Origin of the sequence: Hominilimicola fabiformis, from assembly GCF_020687385.1 — a bacterium.
Lineage (GTDB): Bacteria > Bacillota > Clostridia > UBA1381 > UBA1381 > Hominilimicola > Hominilimicola fabiformis.
Genome location: NZ_JAJEQM010000019.1, coordinates 39,616 through 56,568, shown reverse-complemented (window position 1 = coordinate 56,568; position 16,953 = coordinate 39,616). Strand labels below are relative to the sequence as shown.

The window sequence follows — 16,953 nt, the reverse complement described above, 5'->3', positions numbered from 1 at the left end:
TGCATAAAAATAGCGTAGCAGTCGTTAAAACTACTACGCTATAAAAAGTCTAACTTTTGGGGGTCACATCAAAATAACCTCTTTTTTTAGTGTTTTTACTATATCCATACATATTATAACACATTTATTTTTTTATGTAAATAGCTTATTATAAAAAAAGTAAGAAACTATACTGTTTTGGTATTATCAACTATACTTCACCAATGTACACCTCTGTGTAGTTCTGCACTGTCGCAATACCGTTTTTTTCGTATTTGTCAAATAATTCATTCAATTCTTTTACATATTCATCAAACTTTTCATCATTCGCCGTAAGAGAATATGATGCAGACAACGAACGTCCGAATTTCTTTCAAGCAACTGTCTTGTAAAAATTCCCGTTCCCGCACCTATATCCGCAATCTTCGATTTATCCGAAAAACCGACTTCGTTGTATAAATAATCCATCAGCTTTGTCGGATATGACGGACGTGATGAAACGTATTTGTCCGCTTTATCCGTAAATTTCTTCGTATTGTCCATTTAAATCACCTCTTATAGTCATAATAGCACAAATACCGCAGATTTTCAATCTGCGGTATTATAATCAATCATATATTCAAAAAGTTTTCAATCATTTTCATTCCGTTGGGTGTAAGTACCGATTCAGGGTGGAACTGTATTCCATAAACAGGACGTTCATTATGTTGTACGCCCATTATACAATCGTCATCACTTCTTGCCGTTATGTTAAGACAATTCGGCAAACTTTCCTCGTCAATCACAAGTGAATGGTATCTTCCAACCTCTGTTTTTACACCTATTCCGTCAAATATAGGGCAATCCATATCGACCGTTACAACGTCACTCTTGCCATGCATTATTCTCGGTGCGTGAACAATCTTACCGCCGAATGCCTCGCCTATCGCCTGATGTCCAAGACACACTCCCAAAATCGGAATATCTCCCGCTTTCTTAATCAAATCCACGCATATTCCCGCATCAATCGGAAATCCCGGACCCGGTGACAAAATAATATGACTCGGCTTTTTTTCAAGCACTTCTTCAACCGTTATTTTATCGTTTCGATACACCTCTATATCGGGATTTATCGTACCGATATATTGGTACAAGTTATATGTAAATGAATCGTAGTTATCAATCATTATAATCATACTATGTCACCTGCCTCCTCAATCGCTCTAAGCACCGCCGACGCTTTGTTTATCGACTCCTGATACTCATTTTCAGGAATAGAATCGTAAACAATTCCTCCGCCGGCTTGGATATATGCCTTGCCGTCCTTGAATACTCCTGTACGAATTGTTATACAGCTGTCAAAGTTGCCGTTAAAGCTAATGTAACCGATTGCACCGCCGTATGTTGAACGTTTCGTTTTTTCAAGTTCATCAATGATTTCCATTGCACGGATTTTCGGTGCACCCGAAAGTGTTCCTGCAGGAAGTGTTGAACCAAGTGCGTCAAAACAAGTTTTGTCACTTCTTAATTTACCTTCAACGTCTGTTATAATGTGCATAACGTGTGAAAAACGCTCCACATACTTAAATCGCGTAACCTTTACCGAGCCAAACTCGCTGACTCTGCCTATATCGTTTCTGCCCAAATCAACAAGCATTGTATGTTCCGCAATTTCCTTTTTGTCAGCCAAAAGCTCCTTTTCAAGTGCCATATCTTCCTCAACAGTCTTACCTCTCGGACGTGTGCCTGCGATAGGTCCTGTCTGAACAACTCCGTTTTCAACTCTCACAAGCATTTCAGGTGACGCACCTGCAATCTGATAATCTCCGAAATTCAAATAGTACATATAAGGTGACGGATTGATAAGTCTTAGTGCCCTGTATGTATTGAACGGACTTACATTCGTTTCAACTGTAAATCTCTGTGAAAGCACAACTTGGAATATATCGCCGTTTTTGATGTACTCTTTCGCCTTTTCAACGTTCGCACAAAATTCTTCTTTCGTCATATTTGAAACCATCTTTGAAGAAGAACGATATTCGCGCTTTTCTTTTTTCATAAGTCCCGAAAGGTCCGTCATTTCCTGCTGAATGTCAAGTAATCTGCCTGTTGCCTTTTTGTACTGATTTTCAATATCACCCTCTGCGTGAATATTTACTATTATAACAATCTTTTGACGCATATGGTCGAACGCGATTATCTCGTCCATCAACATAAAGTGCATATCAGGTAAATGCAAATCGTCTTGATTTATGTTCGACAAATGTTCATACTGACGTATAATGTCATACGCAAAAAAACCTACCGCACCGCCGTTAAATGACGGTATATTTTCAAGTTTCGGTGCTTTGTACTTTTCAATAAGCTTTTCAAGCTCCTCCATCGGTTTGCCTTTATATGTATTTGTTTTTCCTGTGTAATCTGAAATTGTTATTTCATCGTTAAGACTTTTAAAACTGATAAACGGATTTCTTCCTATAAATGAAAATCTTGCTGTAACGTGGTTTTGACCGATACTTTCAAGCAAGAAACAATCCTTCTCTGTCTGCATACGCTTGAACACGCTTATCGGCGTATCCATATCGGCATAACATTCAATCGTCAACGGTATCATATTGTAATTTTTTGACAATTCTTTTACTTCATCTACGGTTAAATTAAACATCAAATCCCCGCCTTTCTTATTTTTATTAAGGCGGCTTTTCTGTGAAAACAAAAAAGCCTTTTTCTTGTATTAGAAAAAGACATAGAAATATCAATATAAATTTATTCTCGTCTAATCTAATCTCATCTGTAGTTATTATATTACACATTTATTTTTTTGTCAATATGTCTTGATAATATTTATTTTTGACGGTATAATTAAGGTAATATCAGTTTTAGTTAAACCACCCCTCAGTCGGCAAAGCCGACTGAGGGGTGGCATTTGCGGTATTAAAATACAAAAAGGAGCATATTATGGATAAATTCAGTTTAGACAGAGATTGGAAGTTCTACAACGGTGATTTTGAACTTCCGGAAACAAAAACACATACAGAATGTTATATGGCAGCCAAAGCCGGCGGTGCAATCGGTGCGGCGTCACCGGATTTTGACAAAAGCGATTGGGAAACCGTAAACCTACCGCACGACTGGGCGGTATACAATGAATTTGAAGAAAAATGGGGACCGTCGCAAGGATACAAAAAACGCGGTAAAGCGTGGTATTCAAAGAGATTTCGTCTTGATGAAAGTGACAGAGATAAGCAAATTTTAATCGAATTTGAGGGTATTTCTTCCTATGCAACAGTTTATCTAAACGGCTCCGTTATCGGCAGAAATTTCTGCGGTTACAATTCATTTGTCGTTGATGCGACAGATATGGCACTTTACGGCGACCAAGTAAACGACCTTGTCGTGTTTGTTGACGCGACACAAATTGAAGGTTGGTGGTATGAGGGAGCAGGCATATACCGTCACGTCAATCTGTACAAGAAAAACAAGTTACATATCGCACATTGGGGTGTGTTTGTTCACCCTATAAGAAAAACAGTTGACGTATGGGACGCGGCTACAGATACAACGATTGAAAATTCGTCTTATGAAAACAAAAATTTCAGATTAAAAACATATATACTCGACAAAGAAGATAATATTGTCGGCAAAGATGAAAAAGAATTCTCGGTTGCCGGCGGCAATAAAATCGAAGTCAATCAAAGTATTTTGACATACAGCCCGCTTTTATGGGACATTGATGCGCCTAACCTATACACAATGGTCAGTGAACTTTATGAAAACGACAGTCTTGTCGACAGTCAAAAAAATACATTTGGTTTCCGTACAATCGCTATTAACAAAGACAACGGCTTCTTCCTTAACGGCAGACACGTTCCGCTGTACGGTACTTGCAACCATCAAGACCACGCAGGTGTCGGTGTTGCCGTTCCTGACAGCGTGAACGAATACAGAATTAAGCTTTTAAAAGAAATGGGTTCAAATGCGTACCGTTGTGCTCACGGCAACCCTAATCCAGAAATACTCGATTATTGTGACAAATACGGTATTCTTGTCATGGACGAAAACCGTAACTTTAATTCAAGTGCCGACGGTATCAAGCAAGTGCAGGATATGGTTATGCGTGACCGAAATCACCCATCTGTCGTTATGTACTCGCTGTTTAACGAAGAACCGCTTCAAGGCACTCCGACAGGCAGAAAGCTTGCCGAAAGACTTCAATGCGAAATAAAAAAACTTGACGCCACCCGTTTTCTTGTGGGTGCTATGAATACAGGCGTCACAACCGACGGCGGTGCTTGCGATATTCTTGATATGACCGGCTTTAACTATATCACCCATACTTATGACGACTTCAGAGAAAAGTACCCCGATATGCCGATGTTGGGCAGCGAAAACGACAGTGCTTTTCAAACTCGCGGTGTTTACAAGACCGACCACAGCAAGAATATTATCGACTGTTACGACAGTGAAGCCGCTCCTTGGGGCAATACATATCGTGACGGTTTCAAGCAAGTCGATACTCGTCCGCATATTATGGGACTTTTCATATGGACAGGCTTTGACTATCGCGGTGAGCCGACTCCGTTTGAATGGCCGTCAATCGGCACTCAATTTGGCATCATGGATACTTGCGGTTTCAAAAAAGACGCTTTTTATCTTAACAAAGCATTCTTTACAGATGAGCCGATGATTCACATTCTTCCCCACTGGAATTTTGCGGACGGTGAAGAAGTGCGTGTTATGACGCACACTAATTGCAGTGAGGCTGAACTTTTCTTAAACGGCAAATCGCTCGGCAAAAAGAACGTTGATAAGTACGATATGGCGGATTGGTTTGTTCCGTTTGAAAAAGGTACTCTTAAAATGGTCGGATATATTGACAGCAAAGAGGTTTGCAGTGACGAAGTTTCAACCGCAAATGCGGCAAAAAAAATCATTATCACTCCGCAAAATGAATTTGTATATGACAGTTGCGATGACGCAGTAATATTCAATATTTCAGTTGTTGACGAAAACGGTGTAAGTGTACCGACCGCCGATAATCTTATAAAATTCACTGCCGACGGCGGCGAAATAATCGGTGTCGGAAACGGCGATCCTAATTCTCACGAAGCCGACAAAGCCGAAGAAAGACACCTGTTTAACGGTTTGTGTCAAGTAATAGTTAAGCAATCGGACGGTGCGGAAAATGTTACAGTTACTGCAGCGTCGGACGGACTTGAAAGTGCAACGGCTACCGTAAAATCAGTTGCAAACGAAAATAAAAAAATATTTATTCCGTCAGTGAATGAAAAATATATTGCAAAATGGCGTCAAGCGGTTGATTTATCAGAAACACGACCTGATCCGAATGTTAAAATTGAGGACCACGATATGAATACTTGGGGCATCGTGTCGGTTGGCAGCGGATACGACGATAAATTTAAAAACGTAACCGGATACGGGCTTTACAAAACTACCGTTAATATTAATGAAAACGATAATTTCATTGTGTTCAGAGAACTTACAGGCAATGAAGTTGAAGTTTTCGTAAACGGCGAGCAGAAATTCAAAGGCGATTGCCAATGGGGACGTAAAGTTGAAATAAATGTTTCTGACGTAAACGGTGATGCCGATATTGTGGTTATCGTAAACAGCACCAAAGCAGACGGTAACGGCGGTATTTCAAAACCTGTTGTTATTACAGATTAAACAAAAAGCAAGGCAGAGTGCCTTGCTTTTTTAAATCCGAATTTTCTTCGTACTTTATCGAACTTCTTAATATTTTTTCTCCTTGATCGGTTCATTGATTATTTTATCTATAATAATCGTATTAAACCAACGGTTAAACTCAAACCCGCACTGCTCAATTTTTCAGACTAATCTATAACCCATTTGCTCATAACCTACTGTTTTGCCGTTTAGTTCCGCAACAAGACGGTGAATTTCTCAACAGTCGGCAATTAACAGTCATATGGAGGTCTGTTCGACATAGTAACTGTAAATATCCAATAACGTGTTCGTACCATTAACATCAGCAACTCATATTGTTACTTCTGAATCCGTGCTGTGTTCCCTTATTACAAAATCATTTCCATAGTTGTTTTTTGAGGTTTCAGACCTTGTTTTTCATAGAATTTTTGAGCCGATTCATTACAGCTCCAAACATTTAACGTCAAGTTATAACAGCCGATTTCCTTTGCATACTTCTTGACATAATCATAAATGACAGTACCAACGTGTTTATCTCTCATATTTTCATCAACGCACAAATCATCTATATACAAATTCTTCATATCTGTCAAAACGTTATCATCTTTACGGTCGGTTATCACGCAAAATGCGTAACCTATAACAACTCCGTCATCTTCTGCAACGAATATCGGACGGTTATCGTCTTTTATGATTTCAACAAGCTCGTCATTTTTATACTTACGGCAATTCGCCTTGAACAAATCAGGTCTGCCATAGTGGTGTACCATAGCTACCTGCAATAACAATTCGTTTATTTTCTCAATATCTTTTATTTCTGCTCTGCGTACCAACATAATTTTTCCTTCTACTTTTTTCTATTAAATAAAGAGTGCATAGGCACTCTTTATAATTACAAAATCCCAATATGTGAAAACACTATCGTTGCAATATTAAAATACAAGAACAGCGAACAACAGTCCACTATTGTTGTTATAAGCGGTGTCGCCATAATCGCCGGGTCAAGTCGGCATTTTTTTGCAAGCATAGGCAACATTGAACCTATAACCTTTGACAAAATAACTGTTGCGATAATTGACAATGCAATCGTCAGTGCAAGCATAAACGGATAATCGCATTTATGCTGATACATTATATAAATTCGCACACCGTTTACCACCGCCAATACCGAACTGACTATAATAGAAATTCTAAATTCCTTGAACACCACTTTAAAAAAGTCCGAAAAATGAATTTCATCAAGTGCAATACCTCTGATTATAAGAGTAGAACTTTGTGCGCCGCAGTTACCGCCGGTATCCATTATCATAGGCATAAACGAAACCAAAAGCGGTACTGCCGCAAATGCGGCTTCGTACCTATTCGTTATAATCTGTGTAATCGTTGCACTTATCATAAGTATCAAAAGCCATACAATACGGCTTTTTGCGTGTTTAAAAATACCTGTTCTGAAATACGATTCCTCATTCGGTGCAATAGCCGCCATTTTTGAGAAGTCCTCTGTATTTTCATCTTGAATGACGTCCATAGCGTCGTCAAATGTAACGATACCGACAAGTCGATTATCCTTATCCACAACCGGTAACGCAAGAAAATCGTACTTTCTGAACATATGTCCGACAATTTCCTTATCTTCAAGCGTATCAACGCTTATAATATGCGTTTCCATAATATCGGCAATCTTATCGTCCTCATCAGCCATAAACAAATCCTTTACAGTGATTACACCGATAAGTTTTCTGTTTTCGGTCACATAACAAGTATAAATAGTTTCCTTATTCACACCGACTTTACGAATTTTTTCAAAAGCTTCCGATACCGTCATATCCTTATGCAGACTGACATATTCTATTGTCATTATACTTCCGGCACTGTCCTTCGGATAACGCAGAATTTCATTAATCGCCTTACGCTCGCCTGTTGTTGAGTTTTTCAAAATTCTCGAAACAACGTTCGCCGGCATTTCTTCGATTATATCAACAGTATCATCAATAAAAGATTCATCAAGAATATCTCTGATTTCTTTATCGGAAAACATCTGTATAAGATGGCTCTGCATATCGCTTTTCATTTGCGCAAATGTTTCAGCCGCCAAATCCTTTGGCAAAAGTCTGAACAAAATCATAAATTCAGTCTTTTCACCGAACACTTCACCGAACAGTTCGTCAAACAACACCGCAAGGTCTGCGGCATTCTCATCTTTCACAATATTTTTTACTTCAAAAAATTTTTTCTCTTTCAAAAGACGGTCTATTTTATTCAGCAAATCTTGCATTGGGGTACCCCCTATCTTATATGAAATTTTCCCATTCTCATATTTATTTTACTGAAAAGTTCTCAGGACGTTTATCACTGTAACCAAATGCGTAAAGAATAGCTTCAACAGTTCTTCTTGACGCTTCACCGTCACCGTAAGGGTTAGCAGCGTGTGCCATTTTATTATACGCATCTTCACTGTCAAGCAATTCCTTTGCAAGACGAACAATATCGTCCTTTTCAACACCTGCTATTTTAACCGTGCCTGCCGCAACAGCCTCAGGACGTTCTGTTTCTTTTCTAAGTACCAAAACAGGCTTTGCAAGTGCCGGTGCTTCTTCCTGTATTCCGCCGCTGTCTGTCATAACCATAAACGAACGTGACATAGCATTATGAAGTTCCTCAACGTCAAGAGGATCAATAAGATGTACTCTGTCCATATCGCCGAGAATACCGAACGCAGTTTCACGAACAGCCGGATTTAAGTGAACAGGATATACAAGTTCAACATCTTCATATTCCGTAACAATCTGCTTTAGCGCATTACAGATATTTTCAAGCGGTTTACCAAGATTTTCGCGTCTGTGAGCAGTTACAATAATTACTCTCTTATTGTCAAAATCAAGGTTGTTAAGGCACTCATCCTTGAACTTATAATCATCACGGACAGTTGTTTTAAGTGCGTCAATAACCGTATTACCGGTTATATAAATAATATCGTCCGAAACATTTTCTTTAAGTAAATTCTTTCTGTTTTGCTCTGTCGGTGAGAAATTAAGATCGGCGATTCTGCCTGTAAGCTGTCTGTTCATTTCTTCAGGGAACGGAGAATATTTATCGTATGTTCTTAGACCTGCCTCAACGTGTCCGACCTTGACTTGATTATAAAAAGCCGCAAGTGCCGCAACGAAACTTGTTGATGTGTCGCCGTGTACAAGCACAATATCAGGCTGTTCCTTTTTAATAACTTCGTCAAGACCTTCCAAAACTCTTGTTGTTATTCCGATAAGACTCTGTCTTGTCTTCATAATATCAAGGTCATAATCAGGTGTTATGCCGAATATTTCAAGAACTTGGTCAAGCATTTGTCTGTGCTGTGCCGTTACACATACGATTGATTCAATATTGTCATATTTTTTCAGTTCAAGTGCAAGCGGAGCCATTTTGATTGCCTCAGGTCTTGTACCGAAAACTGTCATAACCTTTAACTTTTTCACTTTTCTCTATCCTTTCCTACTTATCCTCATTACCTTTTTTATCGGAAACTTCTTCAACGTCAATTTCATTATCATCAGTCAAATTTCTGTTATCCTGATGTTGATGTACATAACTGTTCTTTCCAAGCATACTTCCAATCAAAAGAAGTATAAGCACGCATATTACAAGCAACAATGCTCTGAGTACGCCGCTTTCAGCCAAAAGTACAGCCGTTATTCCAAGCACACCGCTTATTGCGTACAATATAAATACGGTTTGTTTCTGGGAAAATCCCATATCCACAAGTCTGTGGTGCAAGTGTCCTCTGTCCGCAGTCATCGGACTTTGTCCGCGCAATATACGTCTAATCATCGCAAACAATGCGTCAAACAACGGCAATCCCAAAATCAAAAGCGGTACTGCAAACGATATTACCGCATAACTCTTGAACACACCTTGTATAGACAATGTTGCAAGCATAAATCCCAAGAATGTCGAGCCTGTATCACCCATAAATATTTTTGCTGGATTAAAGTTAAACGGCAAAAATCCGAAACACGAACCCATAAGTGCAATACCCAAAATTGCAATCGAATATTCACCCACTCTTATCGATATAAATACAAGCGATATAGACATTATCGCCGACACGCCTGCCGCCAATCCGTCAAGACCGTCAATAAAGTTTACCGCATTTGTTATGAATACAATCCATATAACAGTAAGCGTTACCGAAAGCCATTCGGGAAGTACCCAATACGGATTGTCGCTTAGGAAATTTGGGTTTGTGAACACATCGATTTTTATATCGCCTGCAAACACAACCACAAGTGCAGCAATAATCTGAATTACGAATTTCAGCTTAGCGGGCAGATTTTTGCAGTCGTCTATAACGCCCATGACGGCAATAATCGCCGCACCCGCGAGCGTTCCGTAAAGCTGCCGCGACGGCTGTGCAAAGCACAATGTCGCCACCGTAAATCCAAAAATAATTGCCAAACCGCCTATTCGCGGTGTAGGTTTTTTATGCATTCTTCTGTTGTCTTTCGGTATGTCTATTGCACCGATTTTAAAAGCAAATCGTCTTACCAAAGGAGTCGTTGCAAACGTAAATGCGAACGATACGATGAATGCAAATATCATAAATAAAACTTGTCGAGTTAACATATTACCCTCCATTACAGCACAAAGCCGACTTTCTTATACACCTTTTTCAATGTTCTCTGTGAAATTCTCTTTGCACTGTCAGCACCTCTTTGACATATATCCATAAGGTACTGCTTATCGGCAATAAGTTTATCATATTCATTTCTGATCGGGCGGATACATTCAACAACCGCCTCCGCAACGTCATTCTTAAAGTCACCGTAACCCTTACCGCTGTAATCCTTTACGATTGACTCAATATTCCTGCCTGTTACGGCTGACATAATGCTCAAAAGGTTGTTAATTCCGGCTTTTGTCGGATCGTTTTCACGATATTCAATAACACCCTCACTGTCCGTTACCGCACTCTTTATCTTCTTGGCGATAACATTCATATCGTCCATCATTGAAATATATCCCTTAGGGTTAGGATCTGACTTTGACATCTTCTTTTCAGGCTCTTGCAAGCTCATTATCTTTGCACCCGACTTTGAAAGCATGCCTTCAGGAATTTTGAATACATCACCGTAAAGCGAGTTAAATCTCTGTGCAATGTCACGGCAAATTTCAATATGCTGCATTTGATCCTTACCTACAGGCACATAGTCTGTTTGGTAAAGCAAAATATCTGCCGCCATAAGTACAGGATATGTAAACAATCCCGCATTGATGTTTTCGGCATGACGTGCAGACTTATCCTTAAACTGCGTCATTCTCTGCAATTCACCCATATATGTGTAACAGTTAAGTACCCAGCCAAGCTCTGCGTGTGCTGGGTTATGCGACTGAATAAACAAAATTGTTTCTTCCGGATTAATTCCGCAAGCGATGTACAAAGCAAGCACTTCAAGAGTTCTTCTTCTTATATCAGCAGGAGTTTGACGGACTGTAATTGTATGCAAGTCCATCATTGAGTATATACAGTTATAATCTTTCTGTATGTCAACCCAATTTTTTATTGCTCCCAAATAGTTTCCGAGTGTAAGATTTCCCGACGGTTGCACGCCTGAAAATATGATTTTCTTATCTTCCATTATTATCTTCCTTTCACAGATTAAAGCATTTCTGTCAAGACTTCTCCCAAACGTCTTACACCTTCTTCTATATTTTCAATAGTAGCTGATGAATAGTTAAGTCTGAACATATTTGACGGAGCATATATATCCGTTGCAAAATTTGAACCGGGTACGATAGCGACTTTCTTTTCAAGGCACTTATCGACAATCGGTGTAATATCTTCGATAGTAGGGCATTCGCACCATAGGAATATACCGCCCTCAGGCACTACCCACTTAACTTTACCCTGTGGGAAATATTTTTCCATTGCACTGACCATTGCGGCACATTTCTTTCCGTAAAGCTCTCTGTTCTTTGCAATGTACTTATCTATATCATACTTCTTCATAAATTCCACACACATAAGCTGTGTAATCATCGGTGTATGTACGTCATTGACCTGCTTTAGCATTTCAATCTTTTCCGCAAGCGGTGCAGGTGCTACAATGTAGCCAAGACGCATACCCGGTGAAAGAATTTTTGAGAATGAGCCTGCATAAACAACTCTGTCCTCTGTATCAAGCGACTTGATTGTCGGCACGTCCTCACCTGCAAAACGTAAGTCACCGTAAGGATTGTCCTCAAGGATTAGCACGTCATACTTTGATGCGATTTCAAGCATACGCTTTCTCTTTTCAAGCGACATTGTACAGCCTGTCGGATTTTGGAATGTAGGAATTGTGTAAATCATCTTTACACCGTCCGTATTCTTCAGAGTTTCTTCAAGCTCGTCCATATTCATACCGTCAGCCTCAACAGTAACGCCGACAAGTTCAGCCTCATATGTTCTGAACGCATTAAGACTTCCTATAAAGCTTGGACTTTCAACGATAACCTTGTCACCCTTATTTAATACAGCCTTTGCAGTAAGGTCGATACCTTGATTTGCACCTGTCATAATAAGAATTTCATCATTTTCACCGACTGAATTAACTTTTTCCGCACGCTTTCTTGCACAGTCTTTCATTTTCGGATAGCCGTCTGTTGTACCGTACTGCAAAGCAAGAGTAGGGTTTGTCATAAGAATTTTACCCGCAATTTTTGAAAGTTCGTCACCCGGGAACAATTCAGACGCAGGGTTTCCTCCTGCAAGTGAGATAATCTCAGGATCAGCCATACGCTTGAACATTTCACGAATGGCGCTGCCTTTCATCGTCTTAACTCTGTCAGCCATAAATTTTGTATATTCCATTTTTCAAAACTTCTTTCTATTTATTAATTTTCTTCCATGAATCTTTTAATGCAACAGTTCTGTTGAAAACAGGCTTTTCAGGTGTTGAATCTTTATCAACGCAGAAATATCCCAATCTAAGGAATTGGAACTTATCTCCTACACTTAAATTTGTCAAATTGCTTTCAAGTTTTGCATTTTTAAGAACTATCATAGAATCTTTGTTAAGATTGTCTGTAAAGTCATTTACGCCTGTTTCGTCAGACGGATTTTCAACCGTAAACAATCTGTCGTAAAGACGTACTTCCGCGTCTATTGCGTGTGCGGCACTTACAAAGTGAATTGTACCCTTTACCTTACGTCCGTCAGGTGAGTCACCGCCGCGGGTTTCGGGATCGTATGTGCAGTGTACAGCAATAATATTGCCGTTCTCGTCCTTTTCACAGCTTGTGCAAGTAACGTAATACGCACTTTTTAGTCTTACTTCTCTGCCGGGTGAAAGTCTGAAATACTTCTTCGGAGCGTCCTCCATAAAGTCGTCTTCTTCTATATAAAGTTCACGCGAAAATTCTACTGTTCTCTTACCCATTTCAGGATTTTCAGGATTAACTTCAACTTCAATCTGTTCAACCTTATCTTCAGGATAATTGTCGATTATAAGTTTAATCGGTCTTAAAACCGCCATTGCTCTCGGTGCTTTCTTATTCAAATCTTCTCTTATACAAGCCTCAAGCAAAGCAAAGTCAACAACGCTGTTTGCTTTTGAAACACCGATTCTTTCGCAGAAATCACGAATAGCCTCAGGTGTGTAACCGCGTCTGCGCATACCGCATAGTGTTGACATTCTCGGATCGTCCCAACCCGACACAATATTTTCACGAACAAGTTTCAGACAACGTCTTTTACTTGTAAGCGTATAGTTAAGATTCATTCTTGCGAACTCAATCTGTCTTGAAGGGCTTTCATAGCCGACTTCTTTTAATACCCAATCATAAAGCGGTCTGTGATCCTCAAATTCAAGTGAACAAAGCGAATGAGTAACACCCTCAACAGTATCTGAAATAGGATGTGCAAAGTCATACATAGGATAAACTACCCACTTATCACCTGTTCTGTGATGATGTGCACGAAGTATTCTGTAAATAATCGGGTCACGCATATTTAGGTTAGGTGACGCCATATCGATTTTTGCTCTTAGTACCTTTGCACCGTCCGCAAATTCACCATTTGTCATTCTCTCGAACAAATCAAAGTTTTCTTCAATCGTTCTTTCTCTGTACGGACTGTTCTTACCTGGAGTTTTAAGAGTACCTCTGTACTCTCTTATTTCTTCCGGTGACAAATCGTCAACATATGCCTTACCCTTTTTGATAAGTTTTACAGCCGCCGCATAAATATCGTCAAAATAATCAGACGCATAAAGCACCTTGTCCCACTTAAAACCAAGCCACTTTATATCCTCCATTATTGCGTCAACGTATTCTGTATCTTCCTTTGTAGGGTTAGTATCGTCAAGACGCAAGTTACATTTTCCGTTATACTTTTCAGCCATACCGAAATCTATGCTTATAGCCTTTGCGTGTCCGATATGAAGATAACCGTTAGGTTCGGGAGGAAAACGCGTTTGTACATGGTCGTACACTTTTTCCTCAAGGTCTTTGTCTATTGCTTCTTCAATAAAATTTCTGCTGAATATTTCTTCCATATATCTTTATCCCCTTAAACTTTCTATTGCTTCGTCAAATCTCTTCATCACTTCGTCCTTACCAAGCACTTGAAGTATTTCGTAAAGGTCCGGAGTATTTCTTCTGCCTGTTGCCGCAACACGAATAACGCCTGCGACATCACCGACATGTCCCTTATATGAATCAGGGTCTTTTTTATAAACCTTAGGTGCTTTAGCATAACCTATTGTTTCCGCCATATCTCTTACCTGCGGGAACCAATCGTCGCTGCTGACGTTTTCGTCGTAAATCTGCTTGTAAAGTTCAAGTATTTCTATCATATCATCATTTGAAAGATTATCCGGAAAATCAAATTTTCTGTCCCAAAGCTCCGAATAGAAATACGAAACGTAATTTTCAACGTCTGTCCAAGCCGAAATATCTTTACGCGGTTTTGCGTTTCCACGCTCTATCGCAAATATTGCCTTTGCATATTCTTCGTCATCAACAAGAAGTTTGTATAGTTTCTTATTGTTTTCCTTTGCCCAATCAGTAACCATTTCATAAACTTCTTCCGCACTCAAACGGCAAATATAGTTTTTGCTTACGTCCGCAAGCTTAACCATATCGAAAAGTGCGCCTGCTTTACTCATTTTCGAGAACGAAAACTTAAAGTTGTCTATATCCTCATTAGGATTTGCAAGACGCCAATCTTCATAATTTGAATTGGCAAGCGTCATTAAGTATTCCCAAATTGCGCCTTTCGGATAACCGACCTCACTGTAATAGCTTACTGCCGCCTCAGGGTCTTTTCTCTTTGAAAGTTTACGCTTACCGCCGTTTTCCTCTTTCATAATAGGCGAAATGTGCGCATACTTAGGCGGTTTTAAACCGCATAGCCAGAACAACTGCAAATGTATCGGCACTGATGAAATCCATTCGTCACCACGAATAACGTGAGTTGTACGCATTAAATGGTCGTCAACAACGTGAGCAAAGTGGTATGTAGGAGTTCCGTCCTTTTTCAAAAGTACAACGTCAAGAATATTTTCAGGCATTTCAATTTCGCCCTTGATAACATCCTTAAACTTAATTCTCTTGTCTTCCTTACCCGGTGACTTCAATCTTACAACGTATTCATCGCCGTTTTCAATTCTCTTTTGTGCCTCTTCAACAGTGATGTCGCGATACTTTGCAAATTCACCGTACACACCAGGAAGTAATTTTTCACTTTCCTGCTTTTCTCTGATTGTTGCAAGTTCTTCTTCCGTCATAAAGCACGGATATGCAAGTCCCTGCTCAACAAGTGACTTAACATATGCCTGATATATATCTTTTCTCTTACTTTGAGTATATGGACCGTATGCACCCTTTTCGTCAGTTTCTGACAGCATACCCTCATCGATTTCTATACCGAAATCGTTAAGTCCCTTTACTATAAGGCTTACACCGTTTTCAACCTCACGTTTTTTATCGGTATCTTCTATTCTCAGATAGAATACACCGTTTGTTGACTTTGTCGCCGTCTTTCCGATAAATGCGGCAAACAATCCGCCGAAATGCAAAAATCCTGTCGGACTTGGTGCAAAACGAGTTACAACCGCACCCTCTTCAAGATTTCTTTTGGGATACATTTGTTCGTAATCGTCGGGAGTTTTTGTTATATTCTTGAACAAAAGATCTGCCATTTGTTTATTACTGTCCATTTTTTTATTAATTCCTTTCATTATAGCTAATATACCTATTCTATATTATTATACCTAAAATGAACTCTAATATCAATGGTTTTTGGGAATTTTTTTCGCATAAAGCAAAAAAATCAGAGTATAACAGAATGTTATACTCTGATTTAATAATTTCATTAATTTATTTTGTCTAAAACTTCGTCATTTACGGTAACTTTTATACCGTATTCGTCAGACCATTTTTTAACTTGTTCGTAAAATGCGTTGTTCTGCATTGTAGTATTGATAGTTTCCGCCTCATTTTCATATTCTTCTTCAAAACATTCCTGTGATTCGTCAAGCGGCAATCGTTTTATTACATAATATCCCGAATCTGACTGAACAAGTGTAAATTCGTCGGCTTTTATCGAATCAACGCCTTCTTCAAATTCTATACCTGTTTCGTTATCGGTGAAAATATATCCGTTTTCATCGGAATCATTTGCGGTATTCGGTGAATAATCGCTTATAAGCGTGTCAAAATCTTCACCGTTTTGTGCTTTTTCCAAAACTTCTTCCGCTGTTTTCTTTGCCTCTTCCTTTTTGTCGTCCGATACTTCGTCACCGGTTTGTGAGTCGATAGTCGAAATCAACACATACTTGACACGTCTGTAATGTTCTTTAAAATATTCACGCAATTCATCTTCCGTAAATGTTGGTGTTTCCGTTTGTTTCTTCAATGCGTCCGTATAGCAGCTTACCGACGCAAGCATATCAATATAATCATCAGTCAGGTTATTGTCCTTTAAAAACTTCTTATATCCGCCCTCACGGTCATAAGAATCTTTTATCGACTTTTGATAATCCTTTAATTTAGACTGTGTGTCACTGTCAAGTTTTATATCCATCGCCTTTGCCACTTCAACGATAAGCTGGTTTCTTTGGCAGTATTCAAGCGATGATTTTTTCGCCTGACCCATATTGTAATTTTCCTTATATGTGTTCATATAATAGTTAAATTCACTCTCGGTAATCTGTGTATCTCCGACAGTCATAACAATCGGATTGTCGCTATTTGCACTTTGACCGCAGGCACTCAACATCATCACGCTTGCCAATGCCACTGCCGCAAGTTTTGTATATTTCATATGTC

At 39.3% G+C, this 16,953-nt stretch carries 13 protein-coding genes; 1 reads left to right on the top strand and 12 read right to left on the bottom strand.

The features are described from left to right. Window positions 1-279 precede the first annotated feature (279 nt). The 3 genes from LKE05_RS12345 to trpE all read right to left on the bottom strand — a co-directional run bounded on the left by LKE05_RS12345 (window position 280) and on the right by trpE (window position 2,623). A complete protein-coding gene (locus LKE05_RS12345) occupies window positions 280-522 on the bottom strand; it encodes a hypothetical protein (protein ID WP_308457039.1) in 243 nt (80 codons plus the stop codon). A 68-nt stretch (window positions 523-590) separates the two neighbouring features. After that, window positions 591-1,154: an anthranilate synthase component II gene (locus LKE05_RS12340; protein ID WP_308457038.1), complete on the bottom strand. Its 564-nt coding sequence runs from the start codon at window positions 1,152-1,154 to the stop codon at window positions 591-593. Next, on the bottom strand, window positions 1,151-2,623 hold the full coding sequence (gene trpE, locus LKE05_RS12335) for an anthranilate synthase component I (protein WP_308457037.1): 1,473 nt from the start codon (window positions 2,621-2,623) through the stop codon (window positions 1,151-1,153). Before trpE ends, LKE05_RS12340 begins: the two co-directional genes overlap by 4 nt. A 293-nt stretch (window positions 2,624-2,916) precedes the next feature. On the opposite strand from trpE, the gene galA reads away from it, so the two are divergent. Next, on the top strand, window positions 2,917-5,646 hold the full coding sequence (gene galA / locus LKE05_RS12330) for a beta-galactosidase GalA (RefSeq protein WP_308457036.1): 2,730 nt from the start codon (window positions 2,917-2,919) through the stop codon (window positions 5,644-5,646). Between the two features lie 368 nt (window positions 5,647-6,014). Here galA and LKE05_RS12325 read toward each other — a convergent pair whose 3' ends face one another. The 9 genes from LKE05_RS12325 to LKE05_RS12285 form a co-directional block, all read right to left on the bottom strand. Continuing rightward, on the bottom strand, window positions 6,015-6,482 hold the full coding sequence (locus LKE05_RS12325; RefSeq protein WP_308457035.1) for a GNAT family N-acetyltransferase: 468 nt from the start codon (window positions 6,480-6,482) through the stop codon (window positions 6,015-6,017). A gap of 56 nt (window positions 6,483-6,538) precedes the next feature. Then, on the bottom strand, window positions 6,539-7,921 hold the full coding sequence (mgtE, locus tag LKE05_RS12320; protein WP_308457034.1) for a magnesium transporter: 1,383 nt from the start codon (window positions 7,919-7,921) through the stop codon (window positions 6,539-6,541). A gap of 43 nt (window positions 7,922-7,964) precedes the next feature. Beyond that, window positions 7,965-9,119: a non-hydrolyzing UDP-N-acetylglucosamine 2-epimerase gene (wecB, locus tag LKE05_RS12315; protein ID WP_022230158.1), complete on the bottom strand. Its 1,155-nt coding sequence runs from the start codon at window positions 9,117-9,119 to the stop codon at window positions 7,965-7,967. Window positions 9,120-9,135: 16 nt separating this feature from the next. Beyond that, window positions 9,136-10,242 carry a glycosyltransferase family 4 protein gene (locus tag LKE05_RS12310; RefSeq protein WP_308457033.1) on the bottom strand — a complete coding sequence of 369 codons (1,107 nt, stop codon included), beginning with the start codon at window positions 10,240-10,242 and terminating at the stop codon, window positions 9,136-9,138. A gap of 35 nt (window positions 10,243-10,277) precedes the next feature. Then, window positions 10,278-11,279: a tryptophan--tRNA ligase gene (trpS, locus tag LKE05_RS12305; RefSeq protein WP_022230156.1), complete on the bottom strand. Its 1,002-nt coding sequence runs from the start codon at window positions 11,277-11,279 to the stop codon at window positions 10,278-10,280. 20 nt (window positions 11,280-11,299) lie between these two features. Further along, complete coding sequence (locus tag LKE05_RS12300; RefSeq protein WP_022230155.1) at window positions 11,300-12,493, bottom strand: aminotransferase-like domain-containing protein; 1,194 nt, start codon at window positions 12,491-12,493, stop codon at window positions 11,300-11,302. Window positions 12,494-12,509: 16 nt separating this feature from the next. Further along, a complete protein-coding gene (locus LKE05_RS12295; protein ID WP_308457032.1) occupies window positions 12,510-14,177 on the bottom strand; it encodes a glutamine--tRNA ligase/YqeY domain fusion protein in 1,668 nt (555 codons plus the stop codon). A gap of 6 nt (window positions 14,178-14,183) precedes the next feature. Further along, window positions 14,184-15,824 (bottom strand): glutamate--tRNA ligase, encoded by a 1,641-nt coding sequence (gltX, locus tag LKE05_RS12290; protein WP_308457031.1) that lies wholly within the window; start codon window positions 15,822-15,824, stop codon window positions 14,184-14,186. Window positions 15,825-15,997: 173 nt separating this feature from the next. Further along, complete coding sequence (locus LKE05_RS12285; RefSeq protein WP_308457030.1) at window positions 15,998-16,948, bottom strand: peptidylprolyl isomerase; 951 nt, start codon at window positions 16,946-16,948, stop codon at window positions 15,998-16,000. Window positions 16,949-16,953 lie beyond the last annotated feature (5 nt).

Coding starts and splice junctions, on each gene's coding strand:
- trpS (WP_022230156.1), bottom strand. CDS start 11,279: ATGGAAGATAAGAAAATCATATTTTCAGGCGTGCAACCGTCGGGAAAT.
- LKE05_RS12300 (WP_022230155.1), bottom strand. CDS start 12,493: ATGGAATATACAAAATTTATGGCTGACAGAGTTAAGACGATGAAAGGC.
- LKE05_RS12340 (WP_308457038.1), bottom strand. CDS start 1,154: ATGATTATAATGATTGATAACTACGATTCATTTACATATAACTTGTAC.
- gltX (WP_308457031.1), bottom strand. CDS start 15,824: ATGGCAGATCTTTTGTTCAAGAATATAACAAAAACTCCCGACGATTAC.
- LKE05_RS12295 (WP_308457032.1), bottom strand. CDS start 14,177: ATGGAAGAAATATTCAGCAGAAATTTTATTGAAGAAGCAATAGACAAA.
- LKE05_RS12345 (WP_308457039.1), bottom strand. CDS start 522: ATGGACAATACGAAGAAATTTACGGATAAAGCGGACAAATACGTTTCA.
- LKE05_RS12310 (WP_308457033.1), bottom strand. CDS start 10,242: ATGATATTTGCATTCATCGTATCGTTCGCATTTACGTTTGCAACGACT.
- mgtE (WP_308457034.1), bottom strand. CDS start 7,921: ATGCAAGATTTGCTGAATAAAATAGACCGTCTTTTGAAAGAGAAAAAA.
- trpE (WP_308457037.1), bottom strand. CDS start 2,623: ATGTTTAATTTAACCGTAGATGAAGTAAAAGAATTGTCAAAAAATTAC.
- LKE05_RS12325 (WP_308457035.1), bottom strand. CDS start 6,482: ATGTTGGTACGCAGAGCAGAAATAAAAGATATTGAGAAAATAAACGAA.
- LKE05_RS12285 (WP_308457030.1), bottom strand. CDS start 16,948: ATGAAATATACAAAACTTGCGGCAGTGGCATTGGCAAGCGTGATGATG.
- galA (WP_308457036.1), top strand. CDS start 2,917: ATGGATAAATTCAGTTTAGACAGAGATTGGAAGTTCTACAACGGTGAT.